The sequence below is a fragment of the Nocardiopsis sp. TRM 82005 genome, from assembly GCF_056312425.1.
This window is the reverse complement of the sequence record NZ_JBWDTQ010000010.1, coordinates 184,583-209,468: the sequence shown is the minus strand read 5'-3', so window position 1 is coordinate 209,468 and position 24,886 is coordinate 184,583. Positions and strand designations below refer to the sequence as shown.

General features: G+C 70.5%; 12 protein-coding genes. 7 read left to right on the top strand and 5 right to left on the bottom strand.

Annotated features, from left to right (window positions below; all coding sequences use genetic code 11):
- Positions 1 to 11 precede the first annotated feature (11 nt).
- The 3 genes from AC0T5L_RS07300 to AC0T5L_RS07290 form a co-directional block, all read right to left on the bottom strand.
- Complete coding sequence (locus AC0T5L_RS07300) at positions 12 to 1,226, bottom strand: TRAFAC clade GTPase domain-containing protein (RefSeq protein WP_476164616.1); 1,215 nt, start codon at positions 1,224 to 1,226, stop codon at positions 12 to 14.
- Positions 1,220 to 5,032 (bottom strand): SaeA-related protein, encoded by a 3,813-nt coding sequence (locus tag AC0T5L_RS07295; protein ID WP_476164615.1) that lies wholly within the window; start codon positions 5,030 to 5,032, stop codon positions 1,220 to 1,222. The genes AC0T5L_RS07300 and AC0T5L_RS07295 overlap by 7 nt, the downstream gene beginning before the upstream one ends.
- Before the next feature lie 473 nt (positions 5,033 to 5,505).
- Positions 5,506 to 7,533 carry an acyltransferase family protein gene (locus tag AC0T5L_RS07290; RefSeq protein WP_476164614.1) on the bottom strand — a complete coding sequence of 676 codons (2,028 nt, stop codon included), beginning with the start codon at positions 7,531 to 7,533 and terminating at the stop codon, positions 5,506 to 5,508.
- A 304-nt stretch (positions 7,534 to 7,837) separates the two neighbouring features.
- Between AC0T5L_RS07290 and AC0T5L_RS07285 the strand changes: the two genes are divergently transcribed.
- Complete coding sequence (locus AC0T5L_RS07285) at positions 7,838 to 8,914, top strand: hypothetical protein (protein WP_476164613.1); 1,077 nt, start codon at positions 7,838 to 7,840, stop codon at positions 8,912 to 8,914.
- A 175-nt stretch (positions 8,915 to 9,089) separates the two neighbouring features.
- Here the strand turns inward: AC0T5L_RS07285 and AC0T5L_RS07280 are convergent, their stop codons facing one another.
- Together AC0T5L_RS07280 and AC0T5L_RS07275 are read right to left on the bottom strand one after the other, a co-directional pair.
- On the bottom strand, positions 9,090 to 11,174 hold the full coding sequence (locus AC0T5L_RS07280; protein ID WP_476164612.1) for a hypothetical protein: 2,085 nt from the start codon (positions 11,172 to 11,174) through the stop codon (positions 9,090 to 9,092).
- A 147-nt stretch (positions 11,175 to 11,321) separates the two neighbouring features.
- Positions 11,322 to 12,443, bottom strand: a complete 1,122-nt coding sequence (locus AC0T5L_RS07275) for a DNA alkylation repair protein (RefSeq protein WP_476164611.1) — start codon at positions 12,441 to 12,443, stop codon at positions 11,322 to 11,324.
- Positions 12,444 to 13,001: 558 nt separating this feature from the next.
- On the opposite strand from AC0T5L_RS07275, the gene AC0T5L_RS07270 reads away from it, so the two are divergent.
- The 6 genes from AC0T5L_RS07270 to AC0T5L_RS07245 all read left to right on the top strand — a co-directional run bounded on the left by AC0T5L_RS07270 (position 13,002) and on the right by AC0T5L_RS07245 (position 24,866).
- Positions 13,002 to 16,685 (top strand): NACHT domain-containing protein, encoded by a 3,684-nt coding sequence (locus AC0T5L_RS07270; protein ID WP_476164610.1) that lies wholly within the window; start codon positions 13,002 to 13,004, stop codon positions 16,683 to 16,685.
- 642 nt (positions 16,686 to 17,327) lie between these two features.
- Positions 17,328 to 17,660 carry a hypothetical protein gene (locus tag AC0T5L_RS07265; protein ID WP_476164609.1) on the top strand — a complete coding sequence of 111 codons (333 nt, stop codon included), beginning with the start codon at positions 17,328 to 17,330 and terminating at the stop codon, positions 17,658 to 17,660.
- Between the two features lie 1,816 nt (positions 17,661 to 19,476).
- Positions 19,477 to 20,424 carry a 2,3-diaminopropionate biosynthesis protein SbnA gene (gene sbnA, locus AC0T5L_RS07260; protein ID WP_476164608.1) on the top strand — a complete coding sequence of 316 codons (948 nt, stop codon included), beginning with the start codon at positions 19,477 to 19,479 and terminating at the stop codon, positions 20,422 to 20,424.
- A 40-nt stretch (positions 20,425 to 20,464) separates the two neighbouring features.
- Positions 20,465 to 21,472, top strand: a complete 1,008-nt coding sequence (sbnB, locus tag AC0T5L_RS07255; protein WP_476164607.1) for a 2,3-diaminopropionate biosynthesis protein SbnB — start codon at positions 20,465 to 20,467, stop codon at positions 21,470 to 21,472.
- A 2-nt stretch (positions 21,473 to 21,474) separates the two neighbouring features.
- Positions 21,475 to 23,373 carry an FAD/NAD(P)-binding protein gene (locus tag AC0T5L_RS07250; protein WP_476164606.1) on the top strand — a complete coding sequence of 633 codons (1,899 nt, stop codon included), beginning with the start codon at positions 21,475 to 21,477 and terminating at the stop codon, positions 23,371 to 23,373.
- A complete protein-coding gene (locus tag AC0T5L_RS07245) occupies positions 23,370 to 24,866 on the top strand; it encodes an SLC13 family permease (RefSeq protein WP_476164605.1) in 1,497 nt (498 codons plus the stop codon). Before AC0T5L_RS07250 ends, AC0T5L_RS07245 begins: the two co-directional genes overlap by 4 nt.
- Positions 24,867 to 24,886: the final 20 nt, after the last annotated feature.

The window sequence follows — 24,886 nt, the reverse complement described above, 5'->3', positions numbered from 1 at the left end:
TCGGGGCGGGATCAGGCCCCGTCACGGGAGGGGATGACCCCGAACTCGCTGAGCATCCACAGGAACGGGTCCGCCACCCGGTAGGGGCGCACCCCTCCCCGCACCCGGTTCCCCTCGTCGGGGACGCCGCCCAGCGCCGACACCCCGAAGTAGCGGGCGTTGCGGTAGTGGTTGTCCACGTGGCCGTCCACGCCGCCGCCGTCCCACCTGTGCAGGAGCTGCCGGATCTGGGCGTGTACGTCCTGGCTGTCGGACTCGTCGAAGAACGGCGTGCCCGGCTGCGGCCGGTGCAGTGGCGACCCCTCGTCCAGATCGCCGTGCAGCGCGTCGATCTTGGTCAGGCACACCGCCATGGGCACCCGGATCAGCCTGTTGGCCGCACCGGGCCGGCTCATCAGCAGGTCGGTGACCCTGCCCAGCATGTCCAGCGGCCGGTTCTCCACCCTGCCCGGCGCGGGCATGCGCGTCCCCGCCGGGACCAGCCGCCGGGCACCCTCCATCTGGAGCGGGTCCAGCAGCAGGATGATCCCGTCGGCGTTGTTGAGGTAGCGCAGGTTCGCCTCCACGCTCTCCGCGGAGGTCAGGTCCTCCCCGGCGGTGTCGAAGAACGACAGCAGCGTGTGCTGCGGACGCCCGCCGGACAGTCCCCGCCGCTTGGTGGTGAACCGGAACACCAGCGGTTCGCGGGTCACACCGGTGCGCCGGGTGGCGCCGAGCAGCCGCGCCTCCTCGTACAGCGGGGTCTCGTAGTCGGAGTGGAAGCGGTACCGGGTGTGGTCGTCCGAGCCGCCCACCGAGGCGTTGAACCGAGAGCCCACCCGGTTCATCAGCTCGTGGATGAGCACCGTCATGAACACGGTCTTGCCCGCGTCGCGCGCCCCGACCAGAGCGATCATGCGGCTGCGGATCCGGCCGAAGTTCACCGGCAGCTGGGCGTGGCAGGTGGCGCACACCTGTCTGCCGGTGGCCGCCGCGCACTCCGGGCACACGGCCCGGGCACGCCGCCCGTCGGCCTCGAAGACGGGGGGCAGCCGCTCGCGCCGTCCCAGGTGGGCGCGGATCGCGGTGTCCTCCACCGGTGCGCACACCCGTCCGTCGGGTCCCGGACGCCCGGTGCACCGGAAGCGGATGTGCCGCTCGGCGAACCGCGAGTAGCAGTAGGGGCACACCAGACGGCGGCCGTCCACGGGGATCAGCGAGCGCAGAGCGTCCAGGGTCCTCACCACCTCAGTTCCCGTACCGGGGGCTGGCGCAGCCGGATACCCCGGTCGTCCTCGTCCGTCGGGAAACACATCAGCCATCCCTCGCCCGTCCCCCGGGGAGGCCGCACGCGTACCGAGACCCACTCGCCCGCCGCCAGGCGCTGGGCGGGGAAGACCGCCAGCACGAGTCCCTGGGCCGCGGAGTGCGGCTGGACCGGGCCCTCGGCGTACACCACGACGACCTCGGGCATGTCGCAGTCCTCCTCGGCGAACACGTGGACCAGCCGGTCCCGGCGCAGCAGCCCGGCCGCCTCCACGCGGTAGTCGAGCACCGCACGGCCGGGAACGGTGACGCCCGTCGGGGAGCTCACCGCCTCCCCGCCCTCGAAGGGGACGACGGCGCGCACGTCCACCCGCACCGATTCGGGGCTCATGGGTGCCTCGAAGCCGCCGTCGCAGGCGTACTGGAGCCGGGTGCAGCGCAGTTCGCCGCCGATCCAGTGCTCGGCCCCCGGTGCCTCGGGGCGCCAGGAGACCACCGCGGCGGCGGCGTCGTCGGGCCAGGTCCAGCCCAGACGGACCGAGGTGTCGAAGCGCTCCGCGTGCAGGTCCCGCACCGGCGGCGCGGCGGTCACCCGTACGGAGGTGCCCACCACCGCCTGGTCGCCCGCCACCGTCACCGCCAGGACGTGATTGGTGCCCGAACCCAGGGTCAGTGCCGAGCGGACCCGGCCGTCGCTCGCGGTCTCCCGTGGCGGGCGGGCCTCCTCACCGCTGCCCGGGCCCTCGACGACGCCCAGGCCTTCGACGACGCCCGGGCTCCCAAGGCTGCCTGCCCCGTCGCCGTTCCCCGCCGTGTCCAGCGGATGGCCTACTTGCCGGGGCGGGGAGTCCGTGGCGTGGTCCGCGCTGATCCGCGCACCGTCCCCGGCCGTGTCGGCGGGGCCCAGGACCCGGACGCCCTCCCTCTCCCCACTCGCGGACGGGTACGCGGGGGCCGCGTCCTGAACGTGCGTTCCGCCGTCATCGGCGTCGACCCCGGTTCTCCCAGCAGGGCCCTCGACGGGATGTTCGACGGGGTCCTCGGCAGGGCCGAGGACCTGGACACCCTCCTGCTCCCCGCTCCCCGCCGGAGTCGGCCGCCCCGGCCGCGGAAGGTGCGCCTCACCGGCCTCCCGTGCCGCGGGCACGTCCGTGTCCGGGACCCGGTCAGCCTGGGTGCTCCCCTCGGTGGGGCCGAGGACCCGGACGCCCTCCCACTCCGACCGCTCCTCGGACGTCATCGGGGCGGCGACCTCCGCGCCGGGGTGTTCCTCGGGCGTCGGCGCCCCGGGCGGAGCCGCGGCGTGTTCTCCGCCGGCGGTGTTCCCGGCCCGCTCAGCAGGGCCTCCGGCTATGTCGGCGGGGCCCAGGACCCGGACGCCCTCCCTCTCCTCGGTCGGGAGGCCGGCGGCCCCGTCCTCCGGTTGCTCGGTCGGGAGGCCGGCGGCCCCGTCCTCCGGTTGCCTGGTCGGAGCGGCGGCGGTGCGGGCCTGGCTGTTGCGGACGGCGACCTCGGCCCTGTCCGCGGGTCCGAGGACACGGACCCCCTCCCGTTCCTCACGCGACACCGGGCCGGAGAGTCCTGCGTGCACGAAGCCCGTGCCTTCGGCGGCCGGAGCCGGAGACGGGACCGTGGCCCCGGGACCGCCGTCCGGGATTCCGGATCCAGCAGTCCCCGTGGTACCCGGAGCTTCCGTTCCAGTCGTCCCCGCAGCGCCCGGGGGCCCTGTCTCGGCCGTTCCCGCGGGCCTCGGGGCCCCTGTCCCGGGGGCCCAGGCGACATCCGCCGGGGGTACCGCGGTGGTCTCCTCCGCGTCCGCCACCGGGCTGTGGGCCACCTCGCGGCCGTAGGCGTCCAGGTCGTCGGGGCCGACCACCGAGCCCGGTGGCCATTCGGGCGGCTCCGCCCCCACCCGCAGCACGACCCGGCCCCGGGGCGGGCTCGTCCAGGAGGCCACGAAGTCCGTGCCGTTGTCCGGACGCACGGACAGGTCCAGCACCGGGGCCGGGCACGGGCCCGGGCTGGCTCGCCGGACGAGTCCCGCCGATCCCCGCGCGTGCCCGTTCGAGGTGACGTAGACGGCCCGGATCCGGTAGTGGTACTCCACGTCCGTGTGGACGTCGGTGTCGCAGAACCCCGTCCCGTCCGTCCGCACGCGGGATCCGTCGCCCGCTCCGCGCGGTGGGGCGCCCTCGCCGCGCAGCACCTCCACGCGCACGGCCTCCGCCGGAGCCTCCCAGGAACCGGACACCTCCCGCTCCCCGGCGCACACCCGCAGCGACGAGACCTCCGGCGCGATCATCACCGGCGGGGTCGACACCGCCTCCGACATCCCGCGGCCGCCGCGCACCGCCACCACGGTGTAACGCGCCTCCGAGCCCACCGGGGCGCCGGTGTCGGTGACCTCGGTCCCCGACAACTCGCCCACCGGCACCTCACGGGCGCTGCCGTCCCGCCCGGTGCGCCGCGTCACCCGGTAGGTGACCGTGCCGGCCAGACTCGGGCTGGGCTGCCAGGTCACGACCACGCTCCGGCCCTCGACACGGGCCTCCACCCCGCGCGGCGGCAACGGCTCCACCTCGCCCAGCCGCGCGGGGAGCGCCTCGTCGTCGGCGGCCACGTCCACCGCCGCGGCCAGTGCCCGTGCCGCCTCCTCCCGGTCGCCCGCACGCAGCGCGCGGTCCGCCTCCCCGGTCAGCTCCTCCACCTGCCGTACCCGTACACGCAGCCGGGAGTGCAGGTCGTGTTCCTCGGGCAGGTCCGCGGCGGCCTTCTGTGCCTGCCGCAGCTGGTTGTCCACGAGCAGGTCGCGCACGTCCCGCTCCGCCCGGACCGCGGGATCGGTGCGGGGGCCGGAGTGCCGTACGGCCGCGGCCAGCAGCATCGCCTCCTCCTCGGCCAGACCACGATGCACCCAGTGCTGGACCAACCCGGACTCGGTCAGGGACTCCGGACGCTCCCGCAGGTCGCTGACGATCTCCCACAGCACGAGGCTCTCGCGCATGACCATGTCGTCTTCGGCACGCAGGATCTCCAGCACGTTCTCGGCCGCGGCCTTGCCGTCGGTCATCGCCTCCAGCCGTACGCGCTGGGCCGCCTCGTCCAGGGCGACCTTGTCCAGGGCGGTGCCGTCACGGAGCTGAAAGCCCTCCAGCACGGTGAACCCCTGGGCCAGGCACTGCTCCCCGAAGACCACCATGGGGGAGAAGGCCACGCCCCGGACACGCAGGTTCTCGCGCAGGGCGCGGAAGGCGCGCACGGGCGGTGCGTCCGGCAGTTCGGGCAGCCGGTCCACGACCCGCACGCCATGGTCGAGCAGGACGCGCTCGGCGTCGGTCTCGGCCACGCCCACCGGCGCGATCATCGACCGGACGGTGTCCCGGTCCAGCAGGGCGGTGGTCAGGCTCCCGGCGATCTCGGACCACTCGGCCAGCGCGCGCCGGGCCGTCTCACCGCGCACCCGGTGGAAGTAGGGATGGGTGAGCGCGCCCTCGCTCTCCAAGCGCTCGTGGTCGGCGATCAGGTCGGCCAGCACCCGCTTCAGGGAACGCCGTCGGCTCTGTAGCGCACGCCAGTAGGCGCACACCTCCTCGACGTGCTCGGCGAAGGCGGCGGGGTCGGCGCGCAGTCGCCGCTCCAGGCGCGGGCCGATGCCGTAGCGCGTGAACAGATCCGCCGGAAGCCCGCGGGCACGCGCGGCCACCAGTACCTCGTCCTCGTAACGTGTGCGGTCCTGTGCGTCCCAGGGCATCGTGCGGTGCCGCTCCCCTCGTGTGGTCGTGGTCATGCGGTCCGGTGAGGGGCGATGGGGGTGCGGGTGGCGGGTGCGGGCGGCGGTGTCCGGAGGAGGCGGGAGGGCGGCACCGGTCAGTGGGTCGGCCTGTCGGCGGGTCCGGAGGACTCCGTCATCTCCCGGCCGCCGCCTGTCGCCGTGGTGGTAATCGCATCGCTTCCGCCCTTCACCGCTGTTGCTTTCGCAATGCAGTCGTTTCGGCTCATGAGCATACCTACCAGGAATGCGTTGGCGGGAGAACGCATGACTTTTGGCCTCACGCGTGTCTGTGTCATATTTGCCGATGTGTCAGAGAGTTGAGCCAAGTGTGCTGACCATGGCATATGCGGGGTTTGGTGGTTTTTGTGGGTGCTTTTTTGAGTAAGGGGAGCGGGTCGTGAAAAAGAGCGCAGGGCACCGTTCGAGTGTCCTGCGGTCTTCTTTTTGCTTTTCGTTTTTCGGTGGCCCCGCGCGCGGGAGCGCGCGCCTCAGGGCCGTACGGTCTCGTCCATCCGCGCGGCCAGGTCGTCGGCGAGCAGACCGATGTAGGTGCTGGTGACGTGCCCGGAGTCGCGATAGACCATGACGTTGCCGATCACCGCAGGGCACCCGCCCTCGACGCAGAACCGGTCGCTGAGGTCGATCCAGTGGACCCCGTCCCCGAACTCCCGGACCGCGTCCACCTGGGGATCGGCGTCCTCGAACGCCTCTTCCTGTGGCCGCTCACACGGTGACGGGTCATCGGCGTGGGCCGCGACGCACTCCACCACGTCCCCGCGTGCGCGCGGGGTGTCGCGCAACGCGACGATCTTGCCGCTGACCCGCGCCACGTCCTCCCACAACCGGCTCATGCCCTCGGCCATCTCGGCCCGCTCCTGCTCGGGGGAGGAGTCCTCGGCGGGGCCGCTGGCCGTGGACGAGCTGGTGAACACCAGGTCCGGCCGCAGTTCGCCCAACGCGCCGACCACCGCACGGTTCCACTCGCGGCACGCCGGGTAGGGGCCGCCGTCGGGCCCCTTCACCATCGTGTCTGTGAACGCGCACGAGGACTTGGTGTAGACGAACAGCCGCCAGCCGCGCTCGGCGGCCAGCTTCTCCAGCGCGGGTACCCACTGGGCGCTGTGGGAGTCACCGACCACCGCCACGTCCACGCGGGCGTCCTCGGGGCCGTACACGCACGGGTCAGCGGGGTCGGTGTCGGCGGGCGAGGCCTGGCAGTCGTCCTCGTACAGCAGGGGCACGTCGTCCTCGGCGTTGACGGGGGAGGGGTAGACCGGCCCCACGTCCGACACCTGTCCGAGCGCGGCGGGACCGGTGTGCACCGCGGGATCGAACGGCACCGATCCCTCCCGGTCGACCCGTATGTACACAGCGCCGCCCACCGCGGCCACCGTCACCGCGCCCGCGGCGGCCACGGCCAGGGCCGAGCGGCCGCCGCGAACCAGGCCGCGGTCGCGCACCGGGTCCTCCACCCACACCTTGGTGCCCCACGCCAGCAGTACGGACAGGGCCGCGACCGCCACGGCCCCGACAAGGCCGAGCCGCTCGCGCCCGGCCAGTACCAGCGCGAAGACGATCAGTGGCCAGTGCCACAGGTACAGCGAGTACGACACGTCGCCGACCCACCGGACCGGGGCGGCGCCCAACAGACGGGACGCCGACAGCCGCCCGGTGGACTGCTCGGCCGCGATCACCGCGGCGCTGCCCAGCACCGGCAGGGCCGCGGCCCAACCGGGGAAGGGCGTGCCGTCGTCGTAGGCCAGCGCGGCGGCCGCGACGGCGGCCAGGCCGAGCCAACCCAGGAGCGGGCGCCAGCGCTCCGGCAGGCTTCCGTGCGCCAGCCCCACCGCGAGCAGGCCGCCCACGGCCAGTTCCCAGGCGCGGGTGACCGGCAGGAAGTACGCCGAGGCCGCATCCCGGTGGGTCAGCAGCACCGAGCAGACCAGGGACAGCACCAGCACCGAGCCCAACAGCAGAAGGAGCGTGCGGGGCCTGGCCCGCCAGCGGCGCCGGGCCAGGGCCCACACCACGAACAGCAGCGGCCACACCAGGTAGAACTGCTCCTCCACCGACAGCGACCAGAAGTGCTGGACAGGACTGGGAGGCACGTCCGAGGCCAGATAGTCCACCGCCTGACGGGCCAGGTACAGGTTCTCCGCGTAGGCGGCCGAGGCCGCCAACTGCCAGGCGGTGTCGGCCAGCCGGGTCACGGGCAGGACGAAGAAGGCGACGGCGCCGGTGACCAGCAGTACCGTGGTCGCCGCGGGAAGGAGCCGCCGGATTCGGCGTACGTAGAAGTCGCCGATCGACACCTGGCCGTGCTCGGCGGCCTCGCGGTACAGCAGCGACGTGATGAGGAAACCCGAGATCACGAAGAACACGTCGACGCCGACGTAGCCGCCCGGGAGCAGGGCGGGGTTCAGGTGGTAGGCGAGAACCAGTAGAACGGCGACGGCGCGCAGCCCTTGGACCTCGGGGCGGAACCGGCGCCCGGTCCGGGCGGGTGCTGTGAACATGCGGCTGGCTCCGAGGACGGACTCGGCGACGGGACACGACCGGGACGGTCACGAGGGGGGATGACCGCATTGTGTGGTGTGTCCGGGACCCGGGGCGACCCCGGAGGGGCTTCAGGACCATTTGTTCGCCCAAACGGGGTGTGGGCGACACGCCTTCGTAGCCGAATGTTCTCCCGCGGGCGCGTGCGGACCCGTTCGTGACGCGTCCGCTCCTGATCTGGGGCAGACTGTCGGTTGTCGCTCGAAGGAGTCGTCCAGTGCCACGCGGTGCGGAGCGGTACCGCGCCGGCCCGGACGCGGCCAGGTGCGGCCACGTCGCGAGAGGAGGCACACCGTCACCCCCGTCATCCCGGCGCGCCTCGTGGCGGTCACCACGGTGGTGGCCGTCGTCCCCTGCGTGCTCTACCCCCTGATCGGGCTCTGGACACTGTTGTGGATCCCGGCCGTACCGCTGTTCCTGGGAGCCCTCATGTACTTCGGTGGCGCACGCCACGTCACCGGTGACGCCCCTGAAGACCCTGCCTCTCCTGCCTCCTCCGGCATCCCCGAGACGCCCCCGGCCTCGGAGGACCCCGGCGCGGCGCACGGCACCCGGGTGCGCCCGGTCACGCTGCCCAGCGCCGCCGAGGACTACGACCTGGTGTTCTCCGCCGTGGTGCACTGGCGGTGGGAGGGCTACGTGAACCTGCGTCTGCGCAACCCCGTCGGCCCCGCCGCCCTCGCGGTCGTCACCCGGGCCGCGGAGCTGGCCCGCGGCGTGGACCCCGCGGGCCACGGGATCGCCGAGTGCGAGCTGGCCGCCGAACTCGCGGTGGAGAGCGCGGTCACCGGCACCGGGGTCGTGGCGTGGGCGGAGGAGGTGAGCCTGCGCCTGCCGGAGGAGGACGCCGAGCGGCTGCACCGCATGGCCACGCTCCGCAAGGACCGCGAGTTGCGCGAGACCGTTCGCGACGCCGAGGAGGAGCTTGAGGAGTTCACGGTCGGCTCCACGGGGCCGGTCGTGCCTCCTCGCACGGCCGCGGACGGGCAGCTCGACCCGCTCGGTGAGCCGACGGACTATGAGGACGGCGGTTCCATCATGCCCGTCGGCCCGGGAAGCGGCGTGGACACCAACGGCTACGAGAGCTACTGGTGGCCCGCCGAGAGCAGCGGTTACGAGTCGGCCGAGCGCGACGTGCAGGTCGCGATCCTACGGGGACTGATCGACGCCGTCGAGGACGGAACGACCCGTACGAGGTTCGCGCACGCCCAGTTGGAGCTCCTGGAGCGGTGCGGCTTCTCCGAGGTGGCGCGGCGCGTCCGTGAGGAGTGCCCGGACCTGGACGGCGGCGACACCCTGCCGTCCACCGGCGACTCCCGGGCGTCCGGGGGCGACCCCTGACCCCTGCCGCGTCCGGGCCCCGCACACGGCGTGCGGGGCCCGGATCCGGCATCCGCCTGCCGTCCGCGGAGCACGCCGCGGGTATCCCGTCCGTAGGAGCGGCGGGGACGGACCGGACACCCGCCTTGGAGGCGTTCCCCCGCCCGCCCGTGAAGGAACCCCGCAGGCGGCCTGGTCATGCCTGGGCGGCGCCCTCGCCGATGATGCGGCGGTGCAGGAGGGCCAGCACGGCCAGAACCAGGCCCAGCCCCAGCGCGGCGGTCCCCGCGGCGAGGAGCGGCTCCAGGGTGACGGCCCGGACGGCCGCCGCGCTCGGGACGGGAAACGTCTGCTCGCGGAGGAGCGCCAGGGTCTGGGCGGTGTTCCACGCGGCCCATCCGACCAGGGCCACGGCCAGCACCACCTCCAGTACCAGGAGCGTGCGGTGCGTGGCCGCGAAACGCCAGCCGTGCAGGTGGCGGGCGAGGATCGCCTGGGAGTTCGCGCGGGCGTGGACGACACACACCGTGATCCCGGTGATGAGCAGGACACCGATCGCCGCGACGAGGGCGAGGACCTTGGTGCGCACCTGGGAGGAGGCTTCCCGGTGGCCGTCGGCGGCCCCCAGCACCACGGGCTGCACGCTGTCGACGTAGGCGGGCAGCGTCGATCCCTCCGCGGTGCCGGTGACGTCCTCCCCGTCGAGGAGGAGGGAGGCCCCGCTCGCGGCGTAGGAGTGGTACTGGACGGGGTGTAGGGCCCCGGAACCGCTGGGCAGCGCCACGACCACGGGGTCCTGTACGAAGGGGACGCCGCTCTGGTCCCCCATGGGTGTGGCGCCGTAGGTGAACAGCCGCTGCCCGCCCCGTCCGGGAGCCGTCTCGACGTCGATCCGCGGGGGCGTGCTCCCGCTCTCCTCCCAGGGCTCGCGCAGCCAGCGCCCGACCTCCTCGACGAGGGCGTCAGTCAGGTCGGCCCGGGTCTGGGGGACGAGGACACGCACGGGGCCGGTCCCCGGCGAGGGGCCGTACGGCTTCCCGTCCGGAGCCAGGACGGACTGCCGCCCCAGGTAGGCGTCGTTGACGACGAACACGGCGAGGTCGCTGGGCAGGGACGCCCCTTCGAGGACGGCGTGGTTCTCCCCGGGCGCCGCCAGGAGCAGCTGCCCCCGTGCGTCCATGCCGCGCAGCGACTCGCCGAGCACCTCCTTCGTCTCCTGCCCGTGCAGCTCGTCCGTGCTCTGTGAGAAGTGGAGCCGGGAGACGCCGTCGGCCTCGGCGAAGAGCGCCTGGCCCTCCCTCTGGCCCTGGAGGACCTGGAGGTCGGGGACCAGGCCCGCGGTGAGTCCGAGCACGAGAGCCAGGGCGGGCACGCGGACGGCGTAGGCGCCGGCGGTGGCCAGGCGCGCGGGCAGCCTGCCCTTGAGGGCGGGGAGGATGCCGGTGGCGTGCACCATGGCGAGGGCGACGGCGTGCGTGGCGAGGCCGACCGCGGTGAACACGGCGAGGTGGAACAGGGCCACCTCCAGGAGCAGCCCGGCGCGGGACAGCGCGCCGTGGAGGAGGAGAAGGCCCGCCGTGGCCGCGGCGACGCACGTGGCCGCCACCACCCAGAACCGTGCCAGCTGTGCGAGGTCGCGCAGGAGGGTGCGGGACGGTGACATGCCCTGGAGGCGCAGGACCGCGTAGGAACGGGCGTTGAGGAGCACGCCGGTGCCGATGGTGACCACCCCGCACAGGACGGCGATGGCGGAGGCGTCGAAGAACGTGCCGTGCCGGGCGATCTTGAACCACTCGTCGTTCTCGTACGCGGAGGCGAGGTGTCCGTCCAGCCCGTACGCGGACACGGCGTCGAGGAGGGCGGGCGCCTCCTCCTCGGGGCCCAGGAGGTGGTAGGACCCGCGCGGGTCCAGGTCAGCGGTCTCAGACCAGGGGTGGACCTCGGTGCGGTACTCGGGGGAGAGGCCGGGATAGCCCTGATCGAGCCAGGAACCGCCGGGCTGTTCGGAGGCGCCCACGGTCAGGTACAGGTGGCGGACGCCGCCCGGGTCGCGCGGGTCGGCGGCCTCCAGGGCGATGTTCACCCGGCGCTCCTCGGCGAAGGCGGCGATCGCCTCCCGGACGCCGTCCTGTCCGGCCGCCTCGTCGGTGCCCCGTACCTGCACGAGCGTCGCCCCGGGGTCGGGTGTGGCCTCCAACAGTTCCCGGACGACCAGGAACGACAGCAGGGCCGAGAGCACGAGGAAGGTGGCATGGGCGAAAGTGATGCTGCGGTGGAGCATGAGGGGGTTTTCCGGTCGGGGTGGGGACGCGGGTCGAGGGGGCATCGACGACCGGCCGCGGGATCACCGGTGCCCCCGGGAGCGGACCAGGAGCGGGCTCCTGCTGCGGGCGGGCCGGCCCCGCCCGCAGCAGGTCGCGGAGGACGCTCACGGTAGGAGTTCGAATCCGCAGGTGGCCATGGTCAGTCCGTTCACCTGGACGTCGACCAGGTGCTCGCCCGGGTAGTACCTGCGCGTCTGGACTTCCTTGATCGCGTGCGCCTTCTCCAGCCGCTGGGTCTGCCCGGGGGCCAGATCGAGGTCGGAGAGCTTGAAGACCTTGGGGATGAGCTGCCCGTTCCTGCGCACGTGGTGGACCACGTAGTCCACGGTCACGCGGTGCGCACGGGTGTCGGTGTTCTCGACGGCGAAACGGAGTGCGAGGGTCTCGCCCAGGCGGATGGCCGCGGGGCGCACGGTCAGGTCGTGCACCCTGACGTGCTCGCCGCCCGTGGTCCCGAGCAGGGCCAGGGCCTCCTGGTTCCCCGCCTTGACGAGGGTGCGCAGGGAGTGCTTGACGATCCACGCCGTCTCGGGGGTCGGGCTCTCCCGGGACCAGCGCCGAACGGTGGCGAGCGCGGTCTCCGGGTGCTCTTTGGAGATGTCGTTGAGGTTGTTGGCCACGGACTTGCGCACATAGCCCGAAGGGTCGCTGCGCAGGAGCTCGAGAACCTCCAGCACGGGGGAGGGGTCCTCGGCGAAGAACGGCAGCCTGCCCGCCCACGGGAGCCTCGGGCGCGTTCCCTCGCTGGCCAGCCGCCGGACGTTGTGGCTGGGGTCGAGCGCCCACTGCCTGACGCGTTCCATCGTCTTTGCCCGGTGCCTCGCGATGAACGGACGAATGGCGTATTCAGCGGTGTGGCAGCGTGTCACCGCCTCCAGGAAGTCGAGGGACTCACCAGGGTGGTCCAAGCCGTACTCCTCGACATAGCGAGCCACCGGCATGAGGAACCAACTCACCGTGAACATCCCCTGGCCCTCGGGGAGTTCGTCCCCGAGGGTGCTGCGCAGGATCTCCAGCGCCTTCGTGTAGTCCGTGGGAAGACGTGAGCGCAGGCCCTCGGCCAGGACCAGGACCCGGTCCTTGAGCTCCAGTCCGGGGATGCGGCGGTCGATCTCGGCCGCGTACCCCTCGGTGTCGAAGCCAGGGAGAAGGCCCTGGATGCGTTCGCCCAGGATTGTGGCGGTCTCACCTGTGAAGTGCCTTTTCAGGCTGTATTCGCCGGACATGGTTGTTTGCCCTCTCTGGCGTCGATGTCCCCGAACAGCGGATGGTGTGGGGACGCTCCGAAGGGAGTCTCCCGGGACCTGGACGGGCTGTCGGTGTTCCCCGTGAACTCGGGGCCGCGCGCTCCCCGGGGGAGAAAGAGCCAGGGGCTTCTCCGCTCGAAGGGGCGGCCCGGGACGCGGGACAGGTTATCGCTTTTCCACCGCTTTCCACCATGCGGTGCGGCCCGTCGGGCGGCAGCGGCGCCGCCCGCGCGAGGCCGTGGAGCCTCCCGTCCCGGGAGACCTCGTCCATGTCGTCCACGCCCGTCCTGATCCCTCCCGAGGACGCCGGATATCCGCTCCGTGCGACGCGGGAGAACCAGGGAATCCATAACTCTCAAAGCAAGATGTTCGGCTTCTTCGGTGAGAAAAAGGGCGAAAGGAAGGGTCGATTCAAGACTTTCCTGCAACCGTCCCACGCCCCTGCCATAGGATTTCGGGGGCCCTTCAGCAGACTCCTGACCCGGTTCGCCATGGTCCCGTACCGGTACTCATGCAGCGTTACCCGAGGGGAGAGGTATGCCCAGCACGTACGGCGGCCCGGAGAGCGGCGGCCAGGGACGTGAGCGAACCGTGGAAACAGGCAGTCGTCCCGGAAACACGACGTACAACTCGTTCAGCGGCAGTGCCGAGTTCGTCGTTCAGATCGGCCAGCACTACGGCGACATCGTGCACACCCATGTCGCCGCACGAGAGCCGTCGCCCGCTGAGCGTGCCGCCGACGCGCTGGCGGAGGCCGTCTACCGCCAGTGGCGTGACGAGGCCAACCGCTGGGAGCAGGGAGGCACGAAGGCGGCGTCCGTCCGTTGGAAGGCACGCGTGCGCGGCGCCGACCACGAGGAGAACGCCGGCGGGACCGTCGACGGGCGCGGGGACAGGCTCGGCGGGATCATCGACGGATTCCGTGGACTGAGCACGCGGCGGATGGCGGTACTCGGCGGGGCGGGCTCGGGTAAGACCACGCTGGCCGTTCACCTCACGTTGGAGCTGATCATGTTCCGACGCGACTCCGGGGCCACGACAGGGCGGGGCCGGACGGACCCCGTGCCCGTCCTGCTGCCGCTGGCCTCCTGGGACCCTGACAGGGAGTACTTCACCGACTGGCTCGCGAAGCGCATCGCGGAGGACTACCCCGGCCTCCCCAGGATCGATGGGCGCCACCCCGCGCGCGAGCTCTGCCAAGCCGGAGCCGTGCTGCCGGTCCTGGACGGGCTGGACGAGGTCCCACCCGAACGGCGGTCCGCCGCGATGCACGGTCTGAACAGGGCCCTGCACCGCGACGCGCAGCTCATCATCACGTCCCGCACGGAGGAGTTCGACGCGCTCGCACCGGAACTGGTGCTGGCCTCCGCCGCCGTGATCGAGGCCCAACCGGTTTCCCCGCAGGACACCGTCGCCTTTCTCGAAACGGCCGTACCCCCGCAGGCCTCTGAGCGTTGGGTACCGCTCCTCGCCGGTATCAGGGCCGACCCGTCCGGGCGGACGGCCGCCGCCCTGTCGTCGCCGTTGATGCTCTGGCTGGCGCGCAGGGTCTACGCACCGCCCTCGTCGAACCCCGGTGAGCTCCTCGACCCCGCGCGTTTTCCCACACGGCGGGCCGTTGAGGAGCATCTGCTCGACCGCATCGTCCCGACGGTGTTCACCGGTGAGGTGCCGGCTGAGGACGGGTGGAATCCACCGCGTCGCTGGAAGCCGTGGAACGCACTACGCTACCTGCGCTTCCTCGCACGGCACCTGTCACAGCGGGAGACGGTCGAACTCGCCTGGTGGCGGCTGCACCGCGCCGCTGTCCCCCGGGCGCTGCTGATCCCGGCGCTGATCGCCGTCGCCGTCGCCGTCTCGGCGGCGGGGTCCCTGCTGGGGGCCCTCGCCGTGGCGAACGCCTCGGAATGGGAGCTCCTCGAGGACCTGAGCGTGTCGAACGCGGTCCTCTTCGGACTGGTCAGCTCCGCCGCGATCAGCCAGGTGACGCGGGTGTGGTTCGGCTACCGTTTCAGCGAGCCCCGGCGGGGCGTCTCCCTCTTCCGGCCCGCCGCGGCCCTGCGTTCCGCGATGGCTTCCTCGACAGGGCCCCGGATGATGTGGGCCGGGGCCATCACGGTGGTCGGGGCGCTGGCGTTGGGAGGGCCCGCCGTGAGCGCTCTCGGCGCGTCCATGGCCTGGACGTTCCTGGTTCCGACGGGCGGATTCCTCCTGGCCACGGTACTCGCGGTCGTCTTCACGGCCCCGTCCGCCAACGAGGAGAACGTCGTCGACCCGGTCGGGCTGTTGAACTCCGAACGACGGGCGGTCCTGTTCTCGGTCGGCGTGATCGCACCGGTGCTGGGCGGCTCCACGGCGGTGTCGTCCGGCCCCTACGCGGGGACGGCCGCGTGGCTCGTCTCGGCGGCGGTGCTGACGACGCTCAGCCCATGGGGGCGCTGGCTCCTGGCCAGGGCCTCCCTGGCGGCCACGCTGAGGACACCGCTCGCCCTGACGGCCTTCCTCGAGGACGCCCGCAGGGCCGGGATCCTTCGCCGGGTCGGCGCCGTCTACCAGTTCCGCAACACCCGGTTGCAGGAGCGGCTGTCGGTGACGGCTCCGGGCGATCCCACCGTGTCGCCGCACCGTCGGGCTCCGGAGATCCTCCCGTCCGGGGCGATGAGCCTCCTGTCCGGCGGCGGGATCGCCGTCAGGCTGAAGAGGCACCACGTCAACCTGATGCCCCTAGCGGCGGCGGTACCCCCCTCCGTGCTCGTGACGTTCCAGATGGTCGTCCGGGAGGGAACGGCGGCGCTGCCGTTCGTGTGGGCGCCCTTCCTGCTGTTCTTCGTGCCTTCCTTGCTGCTCACCGGCCTGCTCTACGTCCTCCCGCGGGCCCGTGCGGACGTCTGCGTCACCCCGGACTTCCTCCAGGTCACCGAGGCCGGGAGCTCGACCCGTTTCGAGTGGGCCTACATCGACGAGGTGGCCGTGCGGCACACGCGCAGGTTCGGTTTCGACACCCGCATGAACGGTATCCACGTCCGGTTGACGCCCTACGCCCCGGTGCCTCCGGCGAGGCTGCGCAGTGACGGCAACTGGTACGTCCTTCACGACCTGGGGCCGCGCGGTGTTCCACCGGTCCAGCTGGACCTGGCCCTTCGGCGGCACGGGCGGGGACGTTGGCGTCCGCCCGCACTGCCGGAGGAGTGGGAGCAGTACTACGCGCGGGTGCTCAGCACGCCCCTCCGCGACGTGACGGACACCGGTACCGGCGTCGTCACGGACACGGGCACCGATACGGGAACCGGCGTCGGCACGGGTACGGGAACCGGCACGGCGCAGGCCGCTGGAGGGGGCAGGAGCTCCACAGAGCAGGATCGGCCCCGTGCTCCTCACCCAGGGCCGGAACGCCGGGGGCCAGGCCCCGGCTCCCCGGCGCCGGTTCGGACTTTCGGCCATGACGGTGCGGACACGGCTTCCGGGGCCTCTTCCGACGGCTACGTCACCGGCCTGGTCGGCCTGGTGCTGATCTCGGCGGCCTCGGTCCCGCCCGTCGTGGGGAGGGCGGCCGCGGGGGACTTCCCCGGCGCGCCGCCGTGGGCGTGGATCGCCGCCCTGGTCGGTGCGGGACTCATCAGTGCGGGTCCTTCGCATTCCTCCCGGTTCGCGAGGGACGCCCGGTTCCTGGCGCCCGCGCTGGTCCTGCTCCTGTACGGTTCCGCCGCGATCCTCCTGCCGCCGGCCCCGTTCACGTGGTCGGGCATGCTCATGGTGGCCATGAGCGGCTTCGGTATGCTGCTCTGCGCCGGCCCCGACAACGTTCAGGACGCGGACTTTCGCGCGCGCACACGCCTCTTCCAGCTCACCGGCGCCGCCGTGCTGATCACCGGCTACGTCGCGGTTCCCTCCGCGGCGCTGTCGTCCGGAGCGGTCGCCTTCTTCTCCTGGTGCACCGTCATCCTCCTGGTGTGCGCCGGCGGGTCCGCAGCCTTCCACCGGCAGAACGCGGGTACCGGCGCCTCCGACATCCCGCCTCCCGGACTGCCGAACACCTGGCTCACCCCGCTCTGGTACCTGACCCTGGCCGTGCTCATGGCGGCGTGCTCCGTCTACGCGGCCCTGGTAGGTGCGAGCGTGATGTCCTGGATCATCGCCCTGCTCACGCTCTTCGCGGTGTTCAGCGCCCTGTTCCGGAGCGCGGAGACCCTGTCCTCCGTACGGTGGGCCTCCATCGGGTAGTGGCTCACGCGGAGCCGCTCACCGGGGTTCACACCGGTGCCGTGGCGGGCGGGTGGCCAGGCGGGCCGGCCCGACGAAGCCGGACGGTCTCGCGCGCGTGGCCGTCAGCCTCCTCCCACGCGGCGTCCCACCGTGCTTCGGCGGCGACCTGGCCGGAGAACCAGGACTGACCATCGCGCGGCCGGTACCCGGACGTCGACTCGTGCCTGGACGCCGGATCGGGGCGCGGCGCGGCCCCGGCGGACGCCTTCGTTTTTACGCGGGGTGACAAAGGGCAACGCCGAGTTACGTAGTGTGTGGTTCTAGCTGGCCTCTGACCTGTCTGGGAACCGATGGAACACCCAAACCGGCCCGTGGACCCGCGATGCTGACATGTCTGTGACATGAAGCGGCCCAGGAAAGCGTTGCCGCGCTTCTCCTGGGCCCTGAATCCCGAAATCCAACTTTTGCGAAGTAAGGAAACAGAATCTGATGCGCAACCCTATCCCCTCACCTCGGCGTTCGGATGATGTCCGACTTATTCTTCCGATTCCGGACAGGACTTCGCTGGTGGGTCCGGCCTGCCCGCCCGCCGCCCTCCACCCTCCTCAGCAGACGTCTTCGGAGCGGCCCCTTCCTTCGTGCGACCACCCCTCCTGCCGGATGCGCCGAGCCCAGCAGCTTCCGCGCCTGGGCGGCCACCGCGCCGAGTTCTCCCGCGAGCACGCCCAGGCCGCCGCGATCCAGGCGCGGCACCGACACCTGCTCGTCTACTACGGGGAGGCCACCCAGTCCTTCTGGGCCATCACCCCCACCGGCATGGTGGAAGCCCGCGACATCGACGCCCTGCTCCTGGCCCTGTGGCCGCACACCGACCCGCCCGCCGAGGATTCCGGGGCCGAGTCCACCGCCGAACGCGCCCCCGGCCCGGCCGGTACGCGTGAGCGCCCCCGTGCGGCACTCCGCGTCAGCACCCGCGTTCCCGCCCTGGTCTGATCCGGCGCTGGTGCCCGTCCGCCGTGGCTGCCCCTCCTGCTTCCCACAGCCCCGAGGGGCAGCCACGGCATGTGTTCGAAGGGGAACCGTCCACAGGTGACGAAGAGGTCTGGTGGAGGGGGACCAGGGGAATACCTGAGCCCGATTCCGGGGGAGCTGGCCGTTTCGGTCCTGTTCCTGGCGTACTGGTTGCTGGTCCTGCGGGCAAAGGGCGAGGAGACCTCCGCGGGGGAAAGACCTCCTGCGGTCAGCTGCCGCACTCGCCGCGCTCACCGGTTCGTCCGGCTTCTCCTACGTGAACGGGTACGCGGAGGTCGGGCTCCACAGCGGGGAGACCTACGGCCTGATGTCCGGTGTGCTTATCGCGGCAGGTACCAGCGGGCTCCAGCTTCTCCTGGCCGCGATGGCCCATAGGCATGAACGGCGCATGCTTCGCAGAGGCATCGTTCTGGTGGCGGTCCTGGCCGTCATCCCGGTGCCGAGGCGCAGACCTGGGACGCGCCGGACACGGAGGCGGTCGTGGTGGTCTCGCACGGGACCTTTGAGGAACCCAGTCCCGCCACGACCACAGGGGCCTCGGATTATTCTGGGACATCCCAGTGGATCCCGCGTCGAGCCCATCTAAGTGGAAAGCAGTGATGGCGCACTCTTTTGCTGGGAGTAAATTGTCCTCCTGGGTGCGCGGTTGGATAATAGATCAGTCGGTCCAGCGGCTGTCAAGCCTTTTGGTAGCACAAGTAGAGGCCGGTAGTGGCCAATGCGTACGCTGCCAAACCTGCTGGGACATTCTGTGCCGCGTGTTCTCCCGAGCCAGCGCTTTTTTCCTTGCTCCGGGGGCGTGGCGGGTCGGTGTGCACCGCCTTCGGTAGTGGCTGCCAGGGAGGCCTCAGGTGGCTGGTGCAGGTTTGTGACCTGGTGGTTCAAGGCAGAAAAGGTTTTGTCAAGAGTTCAATATGGCCGATCTTGGTCATTTTTGTGGGGTCCTGGAGATTTCCATGGAAACACTCTGACCTCGACTTTCTTGAAGCTCTCCTGGTGGGGGACGGTTGATTGGCGCAAGCAGGTTGGTTATTGTAGGTGCTCGTGTGAATTTTCTGGTGTACAACTCATACGAGGGCTCAGCAGATACCTGCTCGGCTGATCCGGTGTCGGCTCCGTATGATCCATGCCAGTGGGGACGTAGCGACCAAGGTTCTGGGAACGTGTGGCTGGTGTGTATGGACGAGTATCCACACCATCGCAGACCGCGTGGGATACACCGGTCAAGGTGAACGGGGTCCAGCTGAGACCGCAGGTCCGCCACGGCCACTCCGTGTCACTCCGAAAGACCACCTCGCGCGCGGTCGTGGCGTGAGTCAGGCATTTCGCTAGACCGTAAACGCGCGATCGGAAGGGACCCCTGTGCCTCACGTTGTCTGTCGTCTACAGCCGTCCCAACGGGTTTCCCGAAATCACCGGGGCCAACCTCCAGGGGCAACGTCTAACTCAACACCGTTTACCGGATTGCCGCCGCGGTCGCGGCAGTCGTAAGCGGATCGCCGTACGGCCTGGCGCCCTCCTTCTGGCTGAACTTTCCCTTGGCCGGCGTCGGCTTCGTACTGGCAGTACTTGTTTTTACGCGCACTGCGGCCAGGAACTAAGGGGCGGTAAATTAACGTAGTGTTAGAAAACCGTTGTTGGAAATGAAATAAGGATTTTCCCCCGGGGCGACTCGTGCCTACCTGCCCCGTGTGGAATGGTATTTCATGTCCGCCAATGACACCTGAAGGTTGGTTCTGCAAGGGCAATGATATATAAAAATGCTCATGACATCATTATGGACGATGTGTTCCTGGACCTTGATGAGTTAATTCCACGAGTCAATGTCCTTCTCAAGATCGAGGGCCTGAACCCGGCCGGCTCCATCAAGCTCAAGACCGCTGTGGGGCTCATCGAGGACATGGAGAGCCGGGGCGAGCTCACCCCCCTCGGACATGTCATCGAGTCGTCGTCGGGGAACCTGGGGATCGCGCTCAGTCTGGTCTGTGCGTCCCGCGGCTACGGCTTCACCTGCGTGGTCGACCCCAACACCTCAAAGCAGAGCACCGCGCTGATGAGAGCCTTCGGAGCGCGGATCGTGGTCGTTGACAAGCCGGACGGGAACGGGGGCTTTCTCAACTCCCGGATCGACTACATCCGACAGCGCCTCAACCAGGAGCCGGAGCTCGTCTGGCCGAACCAGTACGCCAACCCGGCCAACCCGGGCGTGCACTATGAGCGCACGGCGGCGTCCATTATCAAACAGGGGCTGGAGGTGGACTACCTCTTCATCGGTGCGGGCACCACCGGAACCCTGATGGGGTGCAGTGAGTACTTCCGTCAGCACTCCTCGCACACCCGGATCGTGGCCGTGGACACGGTCGGGTCCGTCACCTTCGGGTTCGAGCCGGGCAAACGGCACATCCCTGGCCTCGGCACGAGCCGGATACCCGAGATCTTCCGGGAGGGGCAGGTCGACTCGGTGGTCATGGTGCCCGAACAGGAGGCGGTGCGGATGTGCCGGCTGCTCGCCGAGCGGCGCGGTATCTCCGCGGGTGGTTCCACCGGGTCGGTCCTCGCGGCGGTCGAGAGGGAGCGTACGCGGATCCCCCCGGGCTCGTGTGTGGTCGCGATCGCCCCCGACGTCGGCGAACGATACCTGGAAACCGTCTACGACGACGACTGGGTCGCCGAGCGGTTCGGCCGCGACATCCTCTCCAATGGCGACCTCACCCTGACCAAATAGATCTGCACCACACTCGCTTCTTGCCTGATAAGGAACCTCATTGTTTGACTTCCGTGTTGTGACCGGAACGGTCGCGCGTGCGATCATCAGCCGTACTCAGAAGGAGATCGTAGCTCGGGTCCGCGAAACCTATCTGGAACACGAGGACGGGAACTCGGTCAACCCCAACAGCTACTTCCTGCGCTTTCCGGAAAAGCCGAGCAGCCGCATCATCGCACTTCCTGCGTATCTCGGGGGTGAGGCGAACGTAGCAGGCATCAAGTGGATCAGCAGTTTCCCGTCCAACATCGAGCAGGGGTTCCCCCGTGCTTCTGCCGCACTCCTGCTCAACGACTACGAGACCGGTTACCCGTTCGCTGTCCTGGAAGCCTCCCAGATCAGCGCCGCCCGGACGGCGGCCTCGGCCGCTCTGGCCGCGGAGGTACTGGCCGACTCGTCCTCCGCGCGCCGGGTGGCCGTCGTCGGAGCGGGCATCATCGCGCGCAACATCCTGGAGTTCCTCAAGGCCCAGGAGTGGAGGATCGACGAAGTGGTGATCCACGACCACCACTCCGACTACGCCTCCGCCCTCGCCGGGCACACCGAGTCGGAGCTCGGCTACGGGGCCCGTGTCGAGAACAACCTCGCTGAAGCGCTCACCGGAGCAGATCTGGTCGTTCTCGCGACCACCGCGGGAGAGCCCTACATCGTGGACGAGGACGCGTTCGCGAGGGGGCAGGTCGTGCTGAACATCTCCCTGCGCGACATCGGTCCCGAAATCATCGCGGGCTCCTACAACGTCCTGGACGACGTCGACCACTGTCTGACCGCCAATACCTCCCCCCACCTCGCTGAGCAGAAGTACGGGAACCGTGACCACGTGCACGGCACGCTTGCCCAGGTCATCCGTGGTGAGATCAAGGTCGGGACGGACCGGCCGGTGATCTTCTCCCCCTTCGGCCTCGGTGTTCTGGACCTGGCGGTGGGACTGCACGTCCACCAGGTCGCCACCCAGGAGGGGGAGGCCGTCTCCATCCCGGGTTTCTTCGGTGAGACCCAGCGGTGGTGAGCATGGACTTCCCACCGCCCTCCGACATCTGCGTCATAGGTCTGGGCCCCCGTGGGCTCGGTGTTCTGGAACGCATCGTCACCCTGGCCTCCGCCCCGCAGTGGGAGGGGCGGCCCCTGCTCGTCGACGTTGTCGACCCCAAGTGCGACGGCACCGGTATCCACACTCAGGACCAGCCCGACTACCTCCTCCTCAACACCGTCTGCTCCCAGTTATCGGTCTTCCCGGAGCGCTCATCGGTGGGCGAGTACGTGGGAGAGCGCGGACCCGACCTCCACGAGTGGGCCACCGCGCGTGGTCTGCGTCTCGCCGAGGACGGCTACACAGTGGGCGCTCGGGGGCGTCCTGTCCGCCCGGACGACTTCCTGCCACGGCGTGTCCTCGGCTCCTACCTCAACTGGTGCCTGGGCCGGCTGCTGGAGCGCGCACCGGACCACCTGAAGATCCGCATGTACCAGGGCATGGCGGTGTCCCTGGTCGACGACGGGAACGGCTCCCACGTCGTGGGCCTGGACAACGGCGACTCCTTGCACAGCGGTTACGTGTTCCTCACGTCGGGGCACACGCCGCCGGCCCGCTCGGGCGGAGGGGCGGCCACCGGAGGGGAGCACCGGTTCATCAACGGCATCTATCCCACGGAGCGCGCCTTCTCCCAGGTGAAAGCTGACCAGAGCATTGCTCTGGCGGGTACGGGGCTCTCCGGGATGGACGCCCTCGCGGAGCTCACCCTCGGCCGGGGAGGCCGCTATGCCGCGGACGGAGGCATACGCCGCTACGTGCCCAGCGGCCGTGAGCCCCGCATCCTGCTCTACACACGCAGCGGCCTGCCTTTCCGGGCACGCCCGGCGGCCAACAGGGCCGGCGGGGTCCCCGAGGCCCTGGTCTTCACCCCGCAGGCCCTGGACCGCGCGCGCCGGTTCCGTACGGCGGGGAGGCTGAGTCTGGAGGATGACGTCCTGCCGCTGCTCTGCGACGAGATGCGCCTGGCGTTCCACCGCAGGTGCGCGGCGCTGCTCGGATCGGGACAGCGGACGGAAGAACGGCTGCGGGCCTCGTGTGACAGCGGTGGTCTTGAGGCCGAGTTCGCTGCTCTGGAACGCGAGCACGCCCCGTCCTTCGGCACTTTCGATCCCCTGCGCTTGCTGTTCCCTCGTCTCGGCGGCCTGACGGACAGCCGGTCCTACCAGGAGTGGTACCTGGAGCAGGTGGCGGACGATCTGCGTGAAGCCGCCCTCGGCCTGGCCGGCAGCCCGCTGAAGGCGGGCCTGGAGGTCCTCCGCGACCACCGGGAGACACTGCGGCACGCGGTGGACTTCGGCGGATTGGACGACGCCTCGCACCAGGAGTTCTACGGTCGTTTGTCCTCGCTGTTCAATCGTGCGGTGGTCGGGCCCCAGCTCGAACGGCATGAGGAGCTGGCCGCCCTGGTCCGGTCAGGGGTCGTCTCGGTCCCCTTCGGTCCGTCACCCCGAGTGCAGTGGGACGGGGGCGAGTCCGTTTGGCGGCTGACCTCCTCACGCCTCGGCAGCGAGTACGGAGAGTCCGCGCACTGGCTCTGCCGGGCGACGTCCGACCAGCCGGAGGTGGATGACACGGCGAGTCCTCTGCTGGCCTTCCTGAGGGACCGCTCGGTCCTGCGCCGGCACCGTCCCTCACTGCCCGGCAGCCGGGGCGCTGATGTCACGCCCGACCTCCATCCCATCGGTACCGACGGAAGGGTGCACACACGAATGTGGGTTCTGGGTCCGCTGTGTGAGGGCACGACATTTTACAATCACTACGTGCCCTCACCCAACACCGCCTCCCGCGCGCTCCAAGACGCCCACCGCAGTGTCATGTCCGCGCTCCAGGGCGTCCGTCGTGACACCTCCCTGTTCTCCGCAGTGGAGCTGGTCCGATGACGCCCCTTTTCGCGGTACTGCCGATCGTGGTTCCGCTCGTGCTCCTGGCGTTCCAGGTCCGCGCTCTGTACGCGGGCCTGGTCGGCCTGGCGACCACCGCGGTGCTCACCGTCCTGGTGTTCCCGACCCCGCTCTCGGAGATAGCCCGGGCCAACCTCGGCGTCCTGGACACGGCCGTCGAGCTGGCCTTGATCCTGTTCGGGGGGATCCTGCTCAGCGAGTTGATGAACAGGACCGGGGCACAGGCCCGGATCGGGAACTGGGTCGGCCGCACGAGCGGTTCACCGGAGCGCTCGGTGCTTCTCGTATCGCTCGGAGTGACCCCGTTCGCCGAGTCCGTCACGGGATTCGGAGTCGGCATCATCGTGGCGATCCCGCTGCTGCGCCAACTCGGGTTGTCGACATTCCGGGCTGCCGTGGTCGGCATCCTCGGCCTGGTCACGATCCCCTGGGGCTCGCTCGCACCGGGAAGCATGGTCGCGGCGGAGCTGGGCGGGGTGGGTTTCCAGGAACTGGGCGTCCTCTCAGCCCTGTGGTCCGTCCCGATCTTCCTGATCAACGGTGCGGCCATCCTGGTGGTGGCGTTCGGTGCGCGCCGGGCCGCGCGTTCGTCCCTTGACCTGCTGGTCGCGGTCGCCACGCTGGGTGCGGTGGTCTGGGCGGTCAACGCCTTCGTCGGGCCGCCCCTGGCCGGGCTCGTCGGAGGTCTCGCCGTTGTTCTGGTGCTGTTGCTGGTCTCGCGTGTGACGGAGGGGGCCGTTCTTCCCGGGGAGCCCCTGGGACGTTCCCTGGCCCCCTACGCCTTCCTGATCACCACCCTCTTGTTGAGCCGCGGGGTGTCCGCGCTCTTCGGCGCCGGGGAAGGGTGGTGGTCCGTCCTGGTGGGGCCAGGGGTCCTGTTGCTGGTCACCGCCGTGTCGGCCCCATGGCTCCTCGGTGTGCGTCCTTCGCTGTTGGGCCCGTCGGTTCGGGCGACGGCGGAACGGTGGTGGCCGGTCACGCTCACCACCCTGGTCTTCCTGGTGCTCGGCATCGTCATCACGGTCACGGGTATGAGCCGTGAGCTGGCTGAGGCCGCGTCCTCCCTCGGCCCCGCCTACCTGCTGTTGGCTCCCTGGATCGGGGCCGTGGGTGGTTTCCTGGCGGCTTCCAACACCGGTGCGAACGCGATGTTCGCCAGTAGCCAGGCCGAGACCGCCCAAGCGCTCGGCTACTCGACGGTGCAGGTCGTCAGCGTGCAGAACGTGAGTGGCGCACTCGCCTCGGGGACGGCCGTCAGCCGTGTGCTCCTGGCCGTCCGCCTCGCGGAGACCCCGGTGGCCGAGCCGGTCAGCTCCCAGGAGAGGGGTACCGCCCGAACGCCTCGAACCGCCGCCGTCCTGGAGCGGGACCCCGACACACCGACTACTCCCGGGGCCGTTCTGCTCACGGTGTTGTGCGTGCAGGCGGTCAGCTTCGTGCTGATCGGGGCGGTGTCCCTGGTGTGGTGGTAGGGCCACCGATATCCACCCTT

What these genes read in the sequence shown, in the direction of transcription:
- AC0T5L_RS07295 (WP_476164615.1), bottom strand. Translation starts at nt 5,032, where the DNA reads ATGACCACGACCACACGAGGGGAGCGGCACCGCACGATGCCCTGGGAC.
- AC0T5L_RS07290 (WP_476164614.1), bottom strand. Translation starts at nt 7,533, where the DNA reads ATGTTCACAGCACCCGCCCGGACCGGGCGCCGGTTCCGCCCCGAGGTC.
- AC0T5L_RS07280 (WP_476164612.1), bottom strand. Translation starts at nt 11,174, where the DNA reads ATGCTCCACCGCAGCATCACTTTCGCCCATGCCACCTTCCTCGTGCTC.
- AC0T5L_RS07275 (WP_476164611.1), bottom strand. Translation starts at nt 12,443, where the DNA reads ATGTCCGGCGAATACAGCCTGAAAAGGCACTTCACAGGTGAGACCGCC.
- AC0T5L_RS07270 (WP_476164610.1), top strand. Translation starts at nt 13,002, where the DNA reads ATGCCCAGCACGTACGGCGGCCCGGAGAGCGGCGGCCAGGGACGTGAG.
- AC0T5L_RS07265 (WP_476164609.1), top strand. Translation starts at nt 17,328, where the DNA reads ATGCGCCGAGCCCAGCAGCTTCCGCGCCTGGGCGGCCACCGCGCCGAG.
- sbnA (WP_476164608.1), top strand. Translation starts at nt 19,477, where the DNA reads ATGGACGATGTGTTCCTGGACCTTGATGAGTTAATTCCACGAGTCAAT.
- AC0T5L_RS07250 (WP_476164606.1), top strand. Translation starts at nt 21,475, where the DNA reads ATGGACTTCCCACCGCCCTCCGACATCTGCGTCATAGGTCTGGGCCCC.
- AC0T5L_RS07245 (WP_476164605.1), top strand. Translation starts at nt 23,370, where the DNA reads ATGACGCCCCTTTTCGCGGTACTGCCGATCGTGGTTCCGCTCGTGCTC.